This window comes from Variovorax sp. GW821-FHT09B05 (assembly GCF_059418265.1).
In genome coordinates, this window is sequence record NZ_JBWKPN010000014.1 from 143,956 (window position 1) to 159,148 (window position 15,193).

The window sequence follows — 15,193 nt, forward strand, 5'->3', positions numbered from 1 at the left end:
GATGGCCGACAGCATCCCCACGCCCTTCGACGTCAAGCTCATGAACATCGTCGCGAACCTCGCATTCGTGGCGGTGGGCCTGATGCTGCTCGCCGCGGGCGCCTGGTGGGTGCTGCGCCAGCCCTTCTTTCCGATCGCGGGCATCAAGGTCGACGGCGAGGTGACGCACAACAACGCCGTCACCCTGCGCGCCAACGTGGCGCCGCAGCTCAACGGCAACTTCTTCACCGTCGACCTCGCGCGAGCGCGCACCGCCTTCGAGTCGGTGCCGTGGGTGCGCAGCGCGGTGGTGCGGCGCGAGTTCCCGAACAAGCTGCGCGTGACGCTGACCGAGCAGGTGCCGGTGGCCAACTGGGGCGACGAAGCCAGCTCCAAGCTGATCAACGGCTTCGGCGATGTGTTCGAGGCCAACGTGGCGGAGGTCGACGACAAGCTGCCGCGGCTGGACGGCCCGATCGAGCAGGCCGGACAGGTGCTGGGCATGTACCGCGTGCTGCAGCCGATGTTCGCGCCCTACGACCTCGAACTCGACGCGCTCACGCTGTCGAGCCGGGGCAGCTGGCGCGCGCAGCTCGACAGCGGCGCCACGATCGAACTGGGCCGGGGTCAGGGCGAGGAGGTGGCGGCGCGGCTGCAGCGCTTCCTGAAGACCGTGACGCAGGTCGCGGGGCAGTACCGCCGGACCATGGAGGACGTCGAGGGCGCCGACCTGCGCCACAACGACGCCTATGCGTTGCGGTTGCGCGGCGTCACCACCGTGGTGACCGACCCCAAGACGCCCAAGAAGAAATAGACGAATACCGAGGACATATCGATGCCCAAAGAATACAAAGACCTGGTTGTCGGCCTCGACATCGGCACCGCGAAGGTGATGGTGGTCGTGGCCGAGGTGCTGCCCGGCGGCGAGCTCAAGCTCGCGGGGCTCGGCATCGCGCCGAGCAATGGCCTCAAGCGCGGCGTGGTGGTGAACATCGACGCGACCGTGCAGAGCATCCAGCAGGCGCTCAAGGAAGCCGAGCTGATGGCCGACTGCAAGATCGGCCGCGTCTACACCGGCATCACCGGCAGCCACATCCGCGGCATCAACTCCAGCGGCATGGTGGCGGTGAAGGACAAGGAAGTGACGCCGGCCGACGTGGCGCGCGTGGTCGAGACCGCACGCGCCATCAATATCTCGAGCGACCAGCGGCTGCTGCTGGTGGAGCCGCAGGAGTTCGTGATCGACGGCCAGGACGTGAAGGAGCCGATCGGCATGAGCGGCATGCGGCTCGAGGCCAAGGTGCACATCGTGACCGGCGCGCAGAGCGCGGCCGAGAACATCATCAAGTGCGTGCGCCGCTGCGGTCTCGAGGTCGACCAGCTGATGCTGAACCCGCTGGCCTCGAGCCAGGCGGTGCTGACCGAGGACGAGCGCGAGCTCGGCGTGGTGCTGGTGGACATCGGCGCCGGCACCACCGACGTCGCGATCTTCACCAACGGCGCGATCCGCCACACGGCGGTGATCCCGATCGCGGGCGACCTGATCACCAGCGACATCGCGATGGCGCTGCGCACGCCGACCAAGGACGCGGAAGACATCAAGGTCGAGAACGGCTTCGCCAAGCAGCTGCTGGCCGATCCCGACACGCAGGTCGAGGTGCCCGGCCTCGGCGACCGCGGTCCGCGCATGCTGAGCAAGCAGGCGCTGGCCGGCGTGATCGAGCCGCGCATCGAGGAGATCTTCTCGCTGGTGCAGCAGGTGGTGCGCGAGTCGGGCTACGAGGAGGTGCTCTCCTCGGGCGTAGTGCTCACCGGCGGCAGCGCGGTGATGCCCGGCATGGTCGAGCTCGGCGAGGACATCTTCCTCAAGCCGGTGCGCCGCGGCATCCCGAAGTATTCGAGCGCGCTGTCGGACATGGTCGCGCAGCCGCGCGCGGCCACCGTGATGGGCCTGCTCGAGGAGGCCCGCTTCGCACGCATGCGCGGCTTCAAGGTGGCACAGAAGAACGGGTCGGTAAAAACCGCGTTCGGACGTTTCAAGGACTTCATCGTGGGGAACTTCTGACCATGAGCCACTCCCCACTCTGGCTTGCGCGCGGCAGCCCACCCTTGCATTTCAACGAGCGATGGCGACGAACAGGTCCACCATCACGACGATGAATTCGTTCTCGTCGGGTACCCCAAAAAAGATTCATTCATAGACAACGGCAACTGCAAGATTCAAGGAGTAGAAGATGACCATCGAAATGATCGAAGTCGAAGAGTTCAACCAGGGCACGCAGATCAAGGTGATCGGTGTCGGCGGTGGCGGCGGCAACGCGGTCGCGCACATGATGGAACGCGGCGTTCAGGGCGTGCAGTTCGTCTGCGCGAACACCGACGCGCAGGCCCTGCAGCGCAGCAGCGCGCAGCGCAACATCCAGCTCGGCCTGAGCGGCCTGGGCGCCGGCAGCAAGCCCGAGAAGGGCCGTGAAGCGGCCGAGGCCGCCGTGGACGAGATCCGCGCGGCCATCGACGGCGCCCACATGCTGTTCATCACGGCCGGTATGGGCGGCGGCACCGGCACCGGCGCCGCGCCGGTGATCGCGCGCGTGGCCAAGGAAATGGGCATCCTCACCGTGGGCGTGGTGACCAAGCCCTTCGACTGGGAAGGCGGCCGCCGCATGACCAACGCCGAAGCCGGCCTGGCCGAACTCGAGGCCAACGTCGACTCGCTGATCGTGGTGCTCAACGAGAAGCTGCTCGACGTGCTGGGCGAGGACATCACCCAGGAGGAAGCCTTCGCGCAGGCCAACGACGTGCTGAAGAACGCCGTGGGCGGGATCTCGGAAATCATCAACGAGTACGGCGGCGTGAACGTCGACTTCGAGGACGTGCGCACCGTGATGGGCGAGCCGGGCAAGGCGATGATGGGCACGGCCGTGTCCTCGGGTCCGGACCGCGCGCGCATCGCGGCCGAGCAGGCCGTGGCCTGCCCGCTGCTCGAAGGCATCGACCTCTCGGGCGCCAAGGGCGTGCTGGTGCTGGTGACCGCATCGAAGAATTCGCTGAAGCTCAACGAGTCGAAGCTCGCGATGAACACCATCCGCGCCTACGCCTCGCCCGATGCGCACGTGATCTACGGCGCGGCCTACGACGACGCCCTCGGCGACGAGATGCGCGTGACCGTGGTCGCCACCGGCCTGTCGCGCGCCGACGCGCGCCGCCAGGCACCGACGCTCGAGGTGATCCGCACCGGCACCGACAACATCCCGTTCAACGTGCCCTCGATGGGCACCGGCCACGGCGGTGGCGGCCACCAGCCCAACTACGAAGGCATGGCCGTGCCCAGCGTGTGGCGCACCAACCGCACGATGGCGGCCGCGAAGGTCGACGCGCTGTCCTCGGGCGGCATGGACGACTTCGAGATCCCGGCCTTCCTGCGCCGCCAGGCCGATTGAGAACCGGACCAGGGCCCGTCGCGGATATTTCGAAAGAGATGCCGCGCGGCGGGCCCGACCGGACGCAGAGGGTTTGAAGAACTCGCAAGAGGCGCAGGAGGAGGCCCAGATAAAGCCTTCCCGCCTGTATCAGGCGCGTTTTCTTCATCCCTTTGCGTCCATTTGCGGAGTGAGCCCGGCTATGCCGATCGAACGATGCCTATGGGTGTAATAGCCAGGGGATTGGCGCGCCACGCACGTCGCGCGCCTAAAATCGCAGGCGTGCTGCAACAACGAACCCTCAAGTCGATCAGCCGCGCCGTGGGCGTGGGGCTTCACAGCGGGCAGCGCGTGGAACTCACGCTGCGTCCCGCCCCGGCCGACACGGGCATCGTGTTCCGCCGCGTCGACCTGCCCGAACCCGCCGAGATCCGCATGACCGCCGAGGCGGTCACCGACACCCGGCTGGCCTCGACCGTCTCCACCGGCGGCGCCAAGGTCCAGACCGTCGAACACCTGATGTCGGCCTGCGCCGGCCTGGGCATCGACAACCTCTACATCGACATCACGGCCGACGAGGTACCGATCCTCGACGGCTCGGCCTCGTCCTTCGTGTTCCTGCTGCAGAGCGCGGGCATCGAGTTCCAGAAGGCGCCGCGGCGCTTCATCCGCGTGTTGCGCAAGGTCGAGGTGCGCGAGGGCGACGGCGCCAACGAGAAATGGGCCAGCCTCGAGCCGTACCACGGCTACAAGCTCAGCTTCGAGATCGACTTCGACCACCGCGTCGTCAACTCCACGGGCCAGCGCGTCGAGTTCGATCTGGGCAGCGATTCGTACAGCCGCGACATCGCGCGCGCGCGCACCTTCGGCTTCACGAAAGACGTCGAGTACATGCGCACCCGGGGCCTCGCGCTCGGCGGCGGCCTCGACAACGCCGTGGTGATGGACGACACCAAGGTGCTCAATGCCGGCGGCCTGCGCTACGACGACGAGTTCGTGAAGCACAAGATCCTCGACGCGATGGGCGACCTCTACATCATCGGCAAGCCGCTGCTCGCGGCCTACACCGCGTTCCGTTCGGGCCATGCGCTCAACAACAAGCTGCTGCGCGAACTGCTCGCGCACGACGACGCCTACGAGATCGTGACCTTCGCGGACGAGAAGCGCGCGCCGCGCGGCTTCAACGAAGTCGCTCGCGCCTGGTAGGCGACGCCGCGCCGATCCACGCATGCTCCTCTTTCGCTGGGCCCTGCTGTTCCTCCTGCTGATGGCCGGCGTTTCGTTCGCGTTCTATGCCGGTACCGGCCAGCCGAAGTACCGGCGCTTCGGCTGGATCGTGCTCAAGTGGACCTTGCTCGCGGCCTGCGGCTTCTTCGCGGTGCTGATCGCCGAGCGCGTGGCCTGATCCGGACCGGCACCGCCGGTCTCCCTTCGCCGCGTGGATGGCGATCTACGCTCCTCCGTCCGGAGGAGATTTCATTAAGAATTCCTTTTGTAATATCCGCCCCGAAAATTTGATCGGGGAGGGGACGGATGACTCCATCGCAACAGGGTGGCGTCTGCGGCGTGGCCAAGCCGCAGGAAGAAGGGGTGGCGGGGCGGATCTTCGGACTGGACCTCTTGCGGGCACTGGCCATCGGCGGCGTGCTTATCAGCCATCTGCAACTGGTGTTCTGGGGCGGCCGCTCGGCGCTGGCCGGTGTCCTGGGCACTCTGGGCGTCGAACTCTTCTTCGTGCTCAGCGGCTTCCTCATCGGCGGCCTGCTGCTGGACATCCTCGAGCAGGGCGCCGGCCCGCGGGCCCTGTGGACCTTTCTGGTGCGGCGCTGGATGCGCACGATCCCGCTGTACTACCTGTGGCTCGGCGTGCTGCTGCTGTGCGGGACCTGGGCCGGTGCCACGCGATGGCCCTGGTTCTTCCTGAGCTTCACGCAGAACCTGGCCTGGCCCATGACCAGCGCCTGGTTCGACGTCTCGTGGTCGCTGATGGTCGAGGAGTGGTTCTACCTGCTGTTCGCCAGCCTGCTGATCGCGCTGGCCGGCGTCATGCGCGCCTCGCGGGCCCTCGGGATCAGCTGCGCGCTCTTCATCGTGCTGCCCCTGCTGGCGCGCTGGATCGCCGACGACGCGGTCGCCGCCGACTGGGACGCGCGGATTCGCAAGGTCGTGCTGCTGCGCCTCGACGCGATCGCCTATGGCGTGGGCATGGCCTGGTTGATGCGCAGCCGACGCCGGGCCTGCGATGCGCTCGCGCAGCCGATGCTGGCGCTGGGCCTCGCGCTGGTCGGCGCCTCGGTGCTGAGCAGCCTCGAGCCGGCCTCCTACCAGAGCGCGTCGTGGCGCGCGGGCTTCTTCAGCCTGACCTCGACCGGCTTCGCGCTGTGCTTTCCGGCCGTCGTGCGGATGCGGCAGCCGGGCCGGGGCATGGAGGTGCCGGTGCGCTGGGCCAGCCAGCGTTCGTACGGCATGTACGTCGTCCACCTGTCGGTGATGGAGTTCGCGCGCCGGCTGATGCTCGACGGCGTGCTGCAGCCGCGCGAGGGCGTGCTGCTGGCCTGCCTGGCCACCGCCGTGCTGGCCGAGCTGTCGTACCGGCTGGTGGAGGTGCCGCTGCTGGCCCGGCGTCCGCGGCAGCATGCGCGCGGCGAACGCGGCCATCGCAACCGCCGCGGCATGCGGGTTATCGCTTCCTGAGCGCGCCGGCGCCTCAGCGCGAGCGGCCCTGGCGGTAGCGTCCGGTCGTCGAGGTCGTCAGCGTGGCGGCCTCCGCCAGCCGCGCCAGCGAACGTCCGACCTGCGCATGCGTGATCGCGATGCCCAGCGCGTCGGCCGCGTCGCTGCCCGGCAGGCCCGGCAGGTCGAGCAGGCGCTTCACCATCTCCTGCACCTGCGCCTTGGCCGCCTGGCCATGGCCCGCCACCGCCTTCTTCATCTGCAGCGCGGTGTACTCGGCCACCGGCAGGTCGCTGGTGACCAGCGCGGTCACGCAGGCGCCGCGCGCCTGGCCCAGCAGCAGCGTGGACTGCGGATTGACGTTGACGAACACGATCTCGACCGCCGAGGCGTCGGGCCGGTAGCGCTCGGTGATCTCGGCGATGCCGTCGAACAGCACCTTGAGGCGCTGCGGCAGGCTGCCGCTGGTGACGCTGCGCGTGCTGATGGTGCCGCTGGCCACGTAGCGCAGCGCATGGCCGTCGACATCGACGATGCCGAAGCCGGTGGTGTTGAGGCCGGGGTCGATGCCCAGGATGCGCATATGTTCTCTAGGCCCCGAAGTACCAGCGCACGGAATGGAAGAAGATCGGCGCCGCGAAGCACAGCGCATCGACGCGGTCGAGCAGGCCGTTGGCACCCGTGACGCCCACGCCCTTCTGGCCCCAGTTGGGAATGCCGCGGTCGCGCTTGAGCGCCTTCATCACGAGGTGGCCCATCGAGCCGGCGATGCAGGCGATGACCGAGACCGCGAGCGCCTGGCCGAACTTGAAGGGCGTGATGAAGGAGAACAGCGCGCCCACCAGGCTGGCCACCGCGATGCCGATGCCCCAGCTGGTCCAGTTGAAGCTGCGGCTCACGTTGGGCGCGAAGGGCGCGCGCTGGCTGCGGCGCGAGATCAGGTGCTGCACCAGCACCGAGGTCTGGACCACGAAGACCAGGAAGAACACCAGGAAGGCGCTCTTGCCCTCGTAGCCCGGAAAGCTCAGCAGCAGCAGCGCGGGCACGTGGCTCATGCCGTAGACGCAGACCATGATCCCCCACTGCAGCTTGGCGTTGCGCTCGAGGAAGTGGCTCGGGTCGTCGGCCAGCGCGCTGGCCACCGGGATCGCGAGGAACACGTAGACCGGGATGAACACGGTGAACAGGTCGAAGCGCGCGGTGGCCACGAGCCAGAACTGCACCGGCAGCACGACGAAGAAGGCGAGGATCAGGCTGCGGTGGTCGCCGCGCCGCGTGGGCGAGAGGGTGATGAACTCGCGCAGCGCGAAGAAGGCGATCAGCGCGAACAGCACCGTGGCCACGGTCTCGCCGAGCGCCCAGCCGATCCAGAAGATCACGGCCATGAACCAGGTGGTGCCCAGCAGCTTGCGGAAATGCGCGAGCTCGGCCTGCCAGGCGGCGTCGTGCACCGGGTTGCGCCGCTCCCTGAAGCTCAGGAAAAAGGCGGCGGTGCTCACGATCACGAGCACGCCGAAGACGATCAGGAACAGCGCCGCGACCTGCTGCGTGGGGCTGAGGCTGCGCAGGAACTGGTTCATTCTTCTTCAAACGTCGCGCAAGGCGATCACTGCGGCACGCGCGCGGTCGAGGAAAGGACGCCGCTCCTCGCCGGCCTCGACGCGGATCGGCGCGCCGAAGGTGACGGAGCAGAGGATCGGCACCGGCACGATCTCGCCCTTTGGCATCACGCGCTGCACGTTGTCGATCCAGGCCGGCACCAACACCACCTCGGGGAACTGGGTGGCGAGCGCATAGAGGCCCGACTTGAACTTCTGCGGTTCGCCGGTGTGGCCGCGCGTGCCCTCGGGGAAGATGATGATCGAGTCGCCGCTGCGCAGCGCGTCGATCAGCGGGGCGAGCGGGTCGGCCTCGCGGGCTGCCGGGGGCACGGGCGGCGCAGGTGGCGCGGCGGGCGCTTCGGGGGCGGAGACCGGTTGCGCGGGCAGGTCGAGTTCGCCCTGGATCTCCGTGCGGACCGGGGCCGTGTCGACGGGCGCGGAGCGCGGCAGCAGCGGCTCCATCGAAGGCTCGATGCGTTCGGCGGCGGCGGGTGCTTCGACAGGCTGCACGGGCGTCCCGGCCGCGACCGGCACGACGGGTGCGGGCGGCGAACCGGCGGCCGCCTGCCGCTCCACGTACACCGCGTTGAACACCTCGGTCGTGATCCAGCGCTTGACCGGCGTGTTGGCCCAGTAGTCGCGCGCCGCGATCGGCCGCGTGATGCTGCGCAGCTCCTCGGGCAGCGCGGCCCAGATCATCACCAGGTCGGCATGGCTCTGGTGGTTGGCGAAATAGATGCGCTGCTCGGCCTTCGGCGGGCAGCCGTACCAGCGCGCCTGGGCACCGGTGAGCAATCGCACCACGCCCAACAGCAACCATCCCACGAGCTTCGCCAACATGGAGGCGATGATACGGGGCATGCGATGGCGTCTTGCTCCTCTTTCCCTGGCCGGGGCCGCGGCCCTGTTCGTGCTGCTGGCACTGCTCGCGACCGTGGGCGCGCGCTGGGGCTGGGTGCGCAGCTTCCTCGGCGACGTGCTGGCCGTGGTCTGGGTCTACCTGGTGTTCAAGGCCTTCATCGAGGCGCGCGTGCTGCCGCTGGCGCTCGCGGCCTTCGGCGTGGGGCTGCTGGTGGAACTGGGCCAGTACCTGGCGGCCGCGTGGCAGCTGCACATTCCCAATCGCGCGCTGCGCATCGTGCTCGGCAGCACGGCCGACTGGTGGGACGTGCTGGCCTATGCGATCGGCTTCGCGGCGGTGCTGGCGGGCGAGGCCCTGTTCAGGGCAGGTCGGCCGAAGGCATCCGCGCCACGATCGTCGATGCCCGTCCGTTGAGGTAGGGCGAATTGGGCCGGCGCTCGTAGAACTTCGGGCTCGGCAGCATCACCGCGAGGCGCGCCGCCTCGTACGAACTCAGGCGCGCGGCCGGCTTCTTGAAGTAGTACTGCGCGGCCGCCTCGGCGCCGAACACGCCTTCGCCCCACTCGACGCTGTTGAGGTAGATCTCGAGGATGCGTCGCTTGTCGAGCAGCGTCTCGAGCAGCACGGCGAGCACCAGCTCCTGGCCCTTGCGCAGCATGGTGCGTTCGCCCGACAGCAGCAGGTTCTTCGCGAGCTGCTGCGTGATGGTGGAGCCGCCGCGCAACGGTGCCGCCTGCGCCGTCTTGCCGCGCGCCGCGGCACGTGCCATGCGCTTGGCGGCCAGTTCCTCGGCGCGCGCATTGCGCTGGCGCGCGCGCTCGATGGCTTCCCATTCCACGCCGTCGTGGTCGATGAAGCTGGCGTCCTCGCTCGCGATCACCGCGCGCTTGAGGCTGTCGTTGATCTGCGCATAGGGCACCCACTCCTGGCGCCAGGCGCCCTCGCTGCCCTTGTGGATGGCGATCTGCCAGGCCTCGGAGCGCTGGAAGGCGGTGCTCTGCGGATCGATCGCCGCCATGGCCGCGATGCGCACGACGAAGAACAGCTCGAGCGCGAGCCCGGCCAGCAGCAGGCAGGCGATCCAGCGCAGCGCGGCCTTCATGGTGCTTCAGGCGGCGGCGAGCCGCGCGCGCAGTTCGTCGAGCACCTGGGCCGAAGGCGGTCGCACGCCGCGCCAGATCTCGAAGGATTCGGCGGCCTGCTCGACCAGCATGCCGAGGCCGTCGCGCGCCACGGCGCCGTGGGCCTGCGCCCATTGCAGGAAGCCCGCGGCCGCGGGGCCATACATCATGTCGACCGCCAGCGCGCCCGGGCGCAGCACCTGCGCGCCGACCGGCACCGCGTCGCCCGCGAGGCTGGAGGCGGTCGCATTGACCACGAGGTCGAAGTCGCCCGGCACCGCGTCGAGCGCCCAGGCCTCGAGCGAGGCGCCGTGGGCCAGCGCGAGCGCCGCATGCCGGCGCACCAGCGACACCGCCTTGTCGACCGTGCGGTTGGCCACCACCACGCGCGCCGCGCCCGCGTCGAGCAGCGGCCCGAGCACGCCGGCCGCCGCGCCGCCGGCGCCGATCAGCAGCAGCGACTTGCCGGCCAGCGGCACGCGCGCATTGCGCTCGATGTCGTTGACCAGGCCGATGCCGTCGGTGTTGTCGGCATGGATGTCGCCATCGGCCGCGAAGCGCAAGGTGTTGACCGCGCCCGCCAGCGTGGCGCGCTCGCTGGTGTGCTGCGCGATGCTGGCGGCGTCGAACTTGAAGGGCACGGTGACGTTGCAGCCGCCCGCGTGGTCGCCACGTTCGGCGGCCTCGCGCCGGAAGGCGGCGATGCCCTCGGCGAAGGCGCCGAGCGCGACCAGCCGGCGCTCGTAGGCGATCGGCTGGTGGCAGAGCTCGGCGAAGCGGGCATGGATCCACGGCGAGCGGCTGTGCTCGACCGGGTTGCCCATCACGCAGTACAGATCCATGGCGCGGGTCTCCTGGCTTCTTTTTCTTCGGCGGGCCGTCGCGGCTACTGCGACGACAGCTCGATGGTCTCGTCGCGCGTGAAGCGGAAGCGCGACTGGATCACGATCTGGTCGGTCTGGCGGCGCATCGCGTCGGTGAACTTGCCGAAGCTGCCGATGCTGCGCACGATGGCCTGGGCGCGGCGGTCGAGCGTGGTGTTGCCCGAGCTCTCGTCGATCACGGTGTCGAGCAGGCTGCCGTCGTGGTTGATGGTGATCGTCATCTTGAGTTCGCCGTAGAGCTTCTTGCCGGCCGCGGTCGGGAAGTTCTCGGTGCCACGCACCTCGATGCGCCGGCGCAGCGAATCGACGTACAGCGCATAGGCGGCCTCGCGCGTCGACGGGCTCAGGTAGCGCTTCTTGGGGCGCGCGTTCTCCTCGTTCACGCGGCGCTCGATCTCGGCCAGCAGCTCGACCATCTGGCGACGCTTCTCCTCGCGCGCGGTGGCTTCCTTGGGGTCGCCGCTCACGCGCGGATCGGGCGGCGGCATGGCCGCGAGATCGCGCTTGAGCTGGGTCAGCAGCTGCATCTGCTGCTGCTGCATCAGGTCGACCTGGCGCTGCGCCTCCTCGGCGGAATCGCCGACCGCGCTGAAGGAGGAGGGCGGCAGCGGGCTGGTGGCGCGGCCGCGCTCGAGGTCGCCGCCGCCGGCGAGCGAGGTCTGGGCCATCACACGGGCCTGGGGATCCGGCGCTTCGTTGGTCTTCGAGTTGACGAGGATCACTTCGAGCGGCGTCTCGGTGAACGCGCGGTTGAAGGCCTCGGGGTCGACGAAACGCACCGCCAGCAGCGCGGCATGCGCGATGACGGACACACCCAGCGCAATCTGCAGGGTGCTCAGATCCTTGAGGTTCATGCGGGCGCGTTCTCCACGGCCGCTCCCGCGTCGGGGGCGGCATCGCCATCGGCCAGGTCGACCGCGATCGCGATCGGGCCGGCGACCACCTCTTCCTCGTCCTCGGCGTCGTCCACCGCGCCGGCCGCGGGGGCATCGAGGCGCTCGAGCACGGTGCCGCTGACGTCGAGCGCGATCTCGTCGATCTCGCCGAGCTTCACGCGCAGGCGCGCGCCGCGTTCCTGCTGGCCGGCCACCGGGAACACCAGCGGCAGCGCGTCGGCCCGCACCAGCGCGCCGTTGGGCAGGTCCTTGATGACGGTGGCCTCGAGCTCGGTGATGCCCTGCTGCTCGAGGTACTTGAGGGTCCAGAAGCGTTCCATGCCGCCCTGGTAGCCGTTGTAGGCCGCATAGGCCGCGTCGAAGCCCGAGAGGATCGAGAACAGGTCGGCGTCCTTGGGCTTGAACGGCGCGGCCAGCGCGGCGGTCTTGCCGTGGCGCGCGGCCGCGATGATCTGCCACTGGTTCACCAGGTCGGTGTAGCGGCGCAGCGGCGAGGTGCTCCAGGCATAGCTCTTCACGCCCAGGCCCGCATGCGGCAGCGCGCGCGTGCCCATGCGCACCTTGATGCCGGGCGCGAGGCTGGCCTGGCTGCGGTAGAGCCCGGGCACGCCGAGCTCGCCGAGCCAGCCGCCCCAGCTGCTGTTGGCCAGGATCATGGCCTCGGACACGATCAGGTCGAGCGGCGCGCCGCGCTGGCGCGTCGTGATCTGCACCTGCTCGGCGCCCGTGGGTTCGGCGCCGTCGTTGCCGACGAGGCGGAAGTTGTAGTCGGGCCGGTTGAAGTTCTCGGGCTTGCCGCGCACGACCTCGCGCTGCGCCTTCAGCTGGCGCGCGAGGCGGTGCAGGAACGAGAGCTGGGGACGGAAGCGCGCGGCGGCGGCCGGCGTGTCCTCGTGCGTGACCGAGCTGTCCTCGAGCCAGGGCTGCGTCACCACGCTGTCGAGCTGGTCATGGCGCAGGTTGGCGGCGATCGGCACGCGCTCGAGCTTCGTCTCGGTCGACTGCAGTTCGAGCGTGGCTTCGTCGAAGCGCGCATAGAGCGACACGGCCGGGCGATCGGCGCCCTCGAGCAGCGTGTAGGTGTCGACCACCGCGTCGGGCAGCATCGTGATCTTGTAGCCCGGCATGTAGACCGTGGACATGCGCGCGCGCGCCACCTGGTCGATGGCGCTGCCGGGCGCGAGCGCGAGGCCCGGCGCGGCGATGTGGATGCCGACCGTGACCGTGCCGCTGCCCAGGCCCTGCACCGAGAGCGCGTCGTCGATCTCGGTGGTCTGCGAGTCGTCGATGGAGAAGGCCTCGACACCATCGGCCAGCGGCAGTTCGTCGGCGATGGCGGGCGCCGTGAGCGCGGGGAAGCCCGTGCCCTTGGGGAAGTTCTCGAACAGGAAGCGGCGCCAGTGGAACTGGTAGGGCGAGTCGATCGCGCCGGCGCGTTCGAGCAGTTCGAGCGGCGCGCGCTGCGAGGCGCGCGAGGCTTCCACCACCGCCTTGTATTCGGGCGCGTTCTTGTCGGGCTTGAACAGGATGCGGTAGAGCTGCTCGCGCACCGGCGCGGGGCACACGCCCTCGGCGAGCTGGCCGGCCCATTCCACGATCTGCGCCTGGATCGCCTTCTTCTTCTCGATCGCGGCCAGCGCCTGCTGCACGATCTCGGCCGGCGCCTTCTTGAAGCGCCCCTTGCCCGCGCGGCGGAAGTAGTGCGGCGCCTCGAACAGCGCGAACAGCGCCGCGGCCTGCTGCGCCAGCGAAGGCTTGTCGCTGAAATAGTCGGCCGCCAGGTCGGCGAAGCCGAATTCGCCCTCGGCGGCGAATTCCCAGGCCAGGTCGAGGTCCATGGCGGCCGCGAGCGCGCGCGCCTCGGCGATCAATTCGGCGGGCGAGGGCTTCTCGAACCGCAGCACGATGTTGGCGCCCTTGACCTTGACGCGCTTGCCGGTCTCGAGCTCGACCTGCGCCGAGGCTTCCGCCTCCGACAGCACGCGCCCGCCGAGGTATTTGCCGGCTTCTTCAAACAATACAAACATGGGCCGGATTCTCCCATGCAGGCGGGGCGGGCCTGTGGCGCGGGAGCCGCAGGCCCCCGATCGGCGCGTTATGGAACGGGGTTGATGAAGGCCATCACGTCGTCCAGGTGGCTCTTCTTGAAATCGGACAAGGCATGATCGCCGCCCTCGATCAGCTTGACGCGGCTGTCGGCGTAGCGCGCCGACATCTCGTGCCAGTCGAGCACCTCGTCGCCCTTGGCGATGACCGCGAACACGCGCTCGGGGCGGGTCAGCGAGCCGACCTCCATGGCGCGCAGCTCGTGGATGTACTCGGGGCGGAAATAGAAATGCTCGGCCGGGTCGTGCCAGGCGCTCTGGTCGCCGATGTAGAGCGTGAGGTCGCGCGCCGGATGGACGGCCGGGTTCAGCAGCACGGCGCGGCAGCGCGTCATGCCCGCGACGTAGGTGGCGTAGAAGCCGCCGAGCGAGGAGCCCACCACCGCCATCGACTTGCGCGGCCAGTCGGCGATGCCCTTCATCACCATGTCGATCGCATCCTTGGGCGAGGGCGGCAATTGCGGGCACCACCAGTGCAGGTTCGGATGCCGCTGCGCTACCCGGTCCGCCACCGCGCGCGCCTTGGTGGAACGGGGCGAGGAACGGAAGCCGTGCAGGTACAGCAGATGGGTGGTTTGTGGTTCCATGCGGGGGGGCGACGGAAAGCGCGTCGATGGCGCGCTGCTTGCGAAGTCCAGGTAATTTTGCATGAGGTCCGTGCCCATCAGATGGCGTCGAGGCGACAAAAACCCCGCGATGCGGGCTTCCCGGAACGGGAGGAGGTCCTCGATGCCTGCGTGGCGCGGCCGGGGCACAACGCGAAAGTATTCATCGCGTGTTCGCATGCCGTGCGCCTCGGGGTCGACCAGATTCGAAGACGGTTCGAGTGTGTGGGCGAAGCGCGCGATGCACATCCCATGAAAGGGTGAGGCTTCGCGGACCTGCGACCGCGTGCGCAGGCTTATGCTTCGGCCCCATGACTAACGAGGACCCCCATGACGCTACGTCCCGCCGCTGGGGCGTGCTCGTGGTCGAGGACGACAGCCGCGCGCGCGCCTTCTTCGAGACCAGCGTGCAGCGCAGCCCGCAGCTGTTCTGGCTCGGCAGCGCCGGCACGGTGAACGAGGCGCTGGGCTGGCTCGCGCGCACCGCCACCATTCCCGACGTGCTGCTGGTCGACCTCGGCATGCCCGACGGCACCGGCCTCGACGTGATCCGCGACGCGGTCGCGCGCTTTCCGGGCTGCGAGCCGCTGGTGGTGTCGGTGTTCGGCGACGAGGAGAACGTGCTCGCGAGCATCGAGGCCGGCGCCGTCGGCTACATCCACAAGGACGCCGCGCCCGAGGACATCGCCCAGACCATCGTCGAGATGAAGGCCGGCGCCTCGCCGATCTCGCCCATGATCGCGCGCCGCGTGCTCGCCAAGTACCGCAGCCTGCAGTCGGCCAGCGTGCCGGGCACGGCCGAACCGGCGGCGGCGCCCGATGCGGGCGAGCGCGCGCTGCTGTCGGCGCGCGAGCACGAGGTGCTGACGCTGATCGCGCGCGGCTTCTCGTACGCCGAGATCGCGCGCCTCAAGGGCCTGAGCGTGCACACGGTGCAGACCCACATCAAGAACCTCTACGGCAAGCTCGCGGTGCATTCCAAGAGCGAAGCCGTGTTCGAAGCCACGCGACTGGGGCTGCTGTCGCGCTCTGGCTGAGACGGGACATC

16 protein-coding genes are annotated in these 15,193 nt (G+C 69.2%); 8 read left to right on the top strand and 8 right to left on the bottom strand.

The features are described 5' to 3' along the window. Position 1 precedes the first annotated feature (1 nt). The 6 genes from AC07RM_RS30540 to AC07RM_RS30565 all read left to right on the top strand — a co-directional run bounded on the left by AC07RM_RS30540 (position 2) and on the right by AC07RM_RS30565 (position 6,092). Positions 2–793, top strand: a complete 792-nt coding sequence (locus AC07RM_RS30540; protein WP_093353385.1) for a cell division protein FtsQ/DivIB — start codon at positions 2–4, stop codon at positions 791–793. Between the two features lie 21 nt (positions 794–814). Next, positions 815–2,044, top strand: coding sequence for a cell division protein FtsA (gene ftsA, locus AC07RM_RS30545; RefSeq protein ID WP_093353387.1), 1,230 nt, complete (start codon positions 815–817; stop codon positions 2,042–2,044). 169 nt (positions 2,045–2,213) lie between these two features. Further along, positions 2,214–3,419 (top strand): cell division protein FtsZ, encoded by a 1,206-nt coding sequence (ftsZ, locus tag AC07RM_RS30550; RefSeq protein WP_093353389.1) that lies wholly within the window; start codon positions 2,214–2,216, stop codon positions 3,417–3,419. Between the two features lie 261 nt (positions 3,420–3,680). After that, positions 3,681–4,604 (top strand): UDP-3-O-acyl-N-acetylglucosamine deacetylase, encoded by a 924-nt coding sequence (lpxC, locus tag AC07RM_RS30555; protein WP_093353392.1) that lies wholly within the window; start codon positions 3,681–3,683, stop codon positions 4,602–4,604. Between the two features lie 22 nt (positions 4,605–4,626). Beyond that, positions 4,627–4,803 carry a hypothetical protein gene (locus AC07RM_RS30560; RefSeq protein ID WP_172705536.1) on the top strand — a complete coding sequence of 59 codons (177 nt, stop codon included), beginning with the start codon at positions 4,627–4,629 and terminating at the stop codon, positions 4,801–4,803. A gap of 128 nt (positions 4,804–4,931) precedes the next feature. Next, complete coding sequence (locus tag AC07RM_RS30565) at positions 4,932–6,092, top strand: acyltransferase family protein (protein ID WP_495336901.1); 1,161 nt, start codon at positions 4,932–4,934, stop codon at positions 6,090–6,092. A gap of 13 nt (positions 6,093–6,105) precedes the next feature. Here AC07RM_RS30565 and ruvC read toward each other — a convergent pair whose 3' ends face one another. The 3 genes from ruvC to AC07RM_RS30580 are packed head-to-tail and all read right to left on the bottom strand — an operon-like array spanning position 6,106 to position 8,512. Next, positions 6,106–6,654 (bottom strand): crossover junction endodeoxyribonuclease RuvC, encoded by a 549-nt coding sequence (ruvC, locus tag AC07RM_RS30570; RefSeq protein WP_093353397.1) that lies wholly within the window; start codon positions 6,652–6,654, stop codon positions 6,106–6,108. A 7-nt stretch (positions 6,655–6,661) separates the two neighbouring features. Next, the gene (locus AC07RM_RS30575) at positions 6,662–7,651 is read right to left on the bottom strand and encodes a phosphatidate cytidylyltransferase (RefSeq protein ID WP_093353400.1); all 990 of its coding nucleotides are present in this window, start codon (positions 7,649–7,651) and stop codon (positions 6,662–6,664) included. 6 nt (positions 7,652–7,657) lie between these two features. Next, positions 7,658–8,512, bottom strand: a complete 855-nt coding sequence (locus AC07RM_RS30580; RefSeq protein ID WP_495336902.1) for a lysophospholipid acyltransferase family protein — start codon at positions 8,510–8,512, stop codon at positions 7,658–7,660. Positions 8,513–8,519: 7 nt separating this feature from the next. Between AC07RM_RS30580 and AC07RM_RS30585 the strand changes: the two genes are divergently transcribed. After that, complete coding sequence (locus AC07RM_RS30585; protein ID WP_093353695.1) at positions 8,520–8,948, top strand: ribosomal maturation YjgA family protein; 429 nt, start codon at positions 8,520–8,522, stop codon at positions 8,946–8,948. Here AC07RM_RS30585 and AC07RM_RS30590 read toward each other — a convergent pair. From AC07RM_RS30590 to AC07RM_RS30610, 5 genes are all read right to left on the bottom strand, one after another. Then, a complete protein-coding gene (locus tag AC07RM_RS30590) occupies positions 8,893–9,636 on the bottom strand; it encodes a transglycosylase domain-containing protein (RefSeq protein WP_495336903.1) in 744 nt (247 codons plus the stop codon). The genes AC07RM_RS30585 and AC07RM_RS30590 overlap by 56 nt on opposite strands. A 6-nt stretch (positions 9,637–9,642) precedes the next feature. Further along, a complete protein-coding gene (aroE, locus tag AC07RM_RS30595) occupies positions 9,643–10,497 on the bottom strand; it encodes a shikimate dehydrogenase (RefSeq protein WP_495336904.1) in 855 nt (284 codons plus the stop codon). Between the two features lie 44 nt (positions 10,498–10,541). Next, a complete protein-coding gene (locus AC07RM_RS30600) occupies positions 10,542–11,393 on the bottom strand; it encodes an energy transducer TonB (protein ID WP_093353410.1) in 852 nt (283 codons plus the stop codon). Beyond that, on the bottom strand, positions 11,390–13,462 hold the full coding sequence (locus tag AC07RM_RS30605) for a ribonuclease catalytic domain-containing protein (RefSeq protein ID WP_495336905.1): 2,073 nt from the start codon (positions 13,460–13,462) through the stop codon (positions 11,390–11,392). Before AC07RM_RS30605 ends, AC07RM_RS30600 begins: the two co-directional genes overlap by 4 nt. Before the next feature lie 68 nt (positions 13,463–13,530). Next, positions 13,531–14,127, bottom strand: coding sequence for a YqiA/YcfP family alpha/beta fold hydrolase (locus tag AC07RM_RS30610; RefSeq protein ID WP_057591165.1), 597 nt, complete (start codon positions 14,125–14,127; stop codon positions 13,531–13,533). A gap of 329 nt (positions 14,128–14,456) precedes the next feature. On the opposite strand from AC07RM_RS30610, the gene AC07RM_RS30615 reads away from it, so the two are divergent. Further along, positions 14,457–15,182, top strand: a complete 726-nt coding sequence (locus AC07RM_RS30615; RefSeq protein ID WP_495336906.1) for a response regulator — start codon at positions 14,457–14,459, stop codon at positions 15,180–15,182. Positions 15,183–15,193 lie beyond the last annotated feature (11 nt).

Coding starts and splice junctions, on each gene's coding strand:
- AC07RM_RS30540 (WP_093353385.1), top strand. CDS start 2: ATGGCCGACAGCATCCCCACGCCCTTCGACGTCAAGCTCATGAACATC.
- ftsA (WP_093353387.1), top strand. CDS start 815: ATGCCCAAAGAATACAAAGACCTGGTTGTCGGCCTCGACATCGGCACC.
- ftsZ (WP_093353389.1), top strand. CDS start 2,214: ATGACCATCGAAATGATCGAAGTCGAAGAGTTCAACCAGGGCACGCAG.
- AC07RM_RS30560 (WP_172705536.1), top strand. CDS start 4,627: ATGCTCCTCTTTCGCTGGGCCCTGCTGTTCCTCCTGCTGATGGCCGGC.
- AC07RM_RS30565 (WP_495336901.1), top strand. CDS start 4,932: ATGACTCCATCGCAACAGGGTGGCGTCTGCGGCGTGGCCAAGCCGCAG.
- ruvC (WP_093353397.1), bottom strand. CDS start 6,654: ATGCGCATCCTGGGCATCGACCCCGGCCTCAACACCACCGGCTTCGGC.
- AC07RM_RS30575 (WP_093353400.1), bottom strand. CDS start 7,651: ATGAACCAGTTCCTGCGCAGCCTCAGCCCCACGCAGCAGGTCGCGGCG.
- AC07RM_RS30580 (WP_495336902.1), bottom strand. CDS start 8,512: ATGTTGGCGAAGCTCGTGGGATGGTTGCTGTTGGGCGTGGTGCGATTG.
- AC07RM_RS30585 (WP_093353695.1), top strand. CDS start 8,520: ATGATACGGGGCATGCGATGGCGTCTTGCTCCTCTTTCCCTGGCCGGG.
- AC07RM_RS30590 (WP_495336903.1), bottom strand. CDS start 9,636: ATGAAGGCCGCGCTGCGCTGGATCGCCTGCCTGCTGCTGGCCGGGCTC.
- aroE (WP_495336904.1), bottom strand. CDS start 10,497: ATGGATCTGTACTGCGTGATGGGCAACCCGGTCGAGCACAGCCGCTCG.
- AC07RM_RS30600 (WP_093353410.1), bottom strand. CDS start 11,393: ATGAACCTCAAGGATCTGAGCACCCTGCAGATTGCGCTGGGTGTGTCC.
- AC07RM_RS30605 (WP_495336905.1), bottom strand. CDS start 13,462: ATGTTTGTATTGTTTGAAGAAGCCGGCAAATACCTCGGCGGGCGCGTG.
- AC07RM_RS30610 (WP_057591165.1), bottom strand. CDS start 14,127: ATGGAACCACAAACCACCCATCTGCTGTACCTGCACGGCTTCCGTTCC.
- AC07RM_RS30615 (WP_495336906.1), top strand. CDS start 14,457: ATGACTAACGAGGACCCCCATGACGCTACGTCCCGCCGCTGGGGCGTG.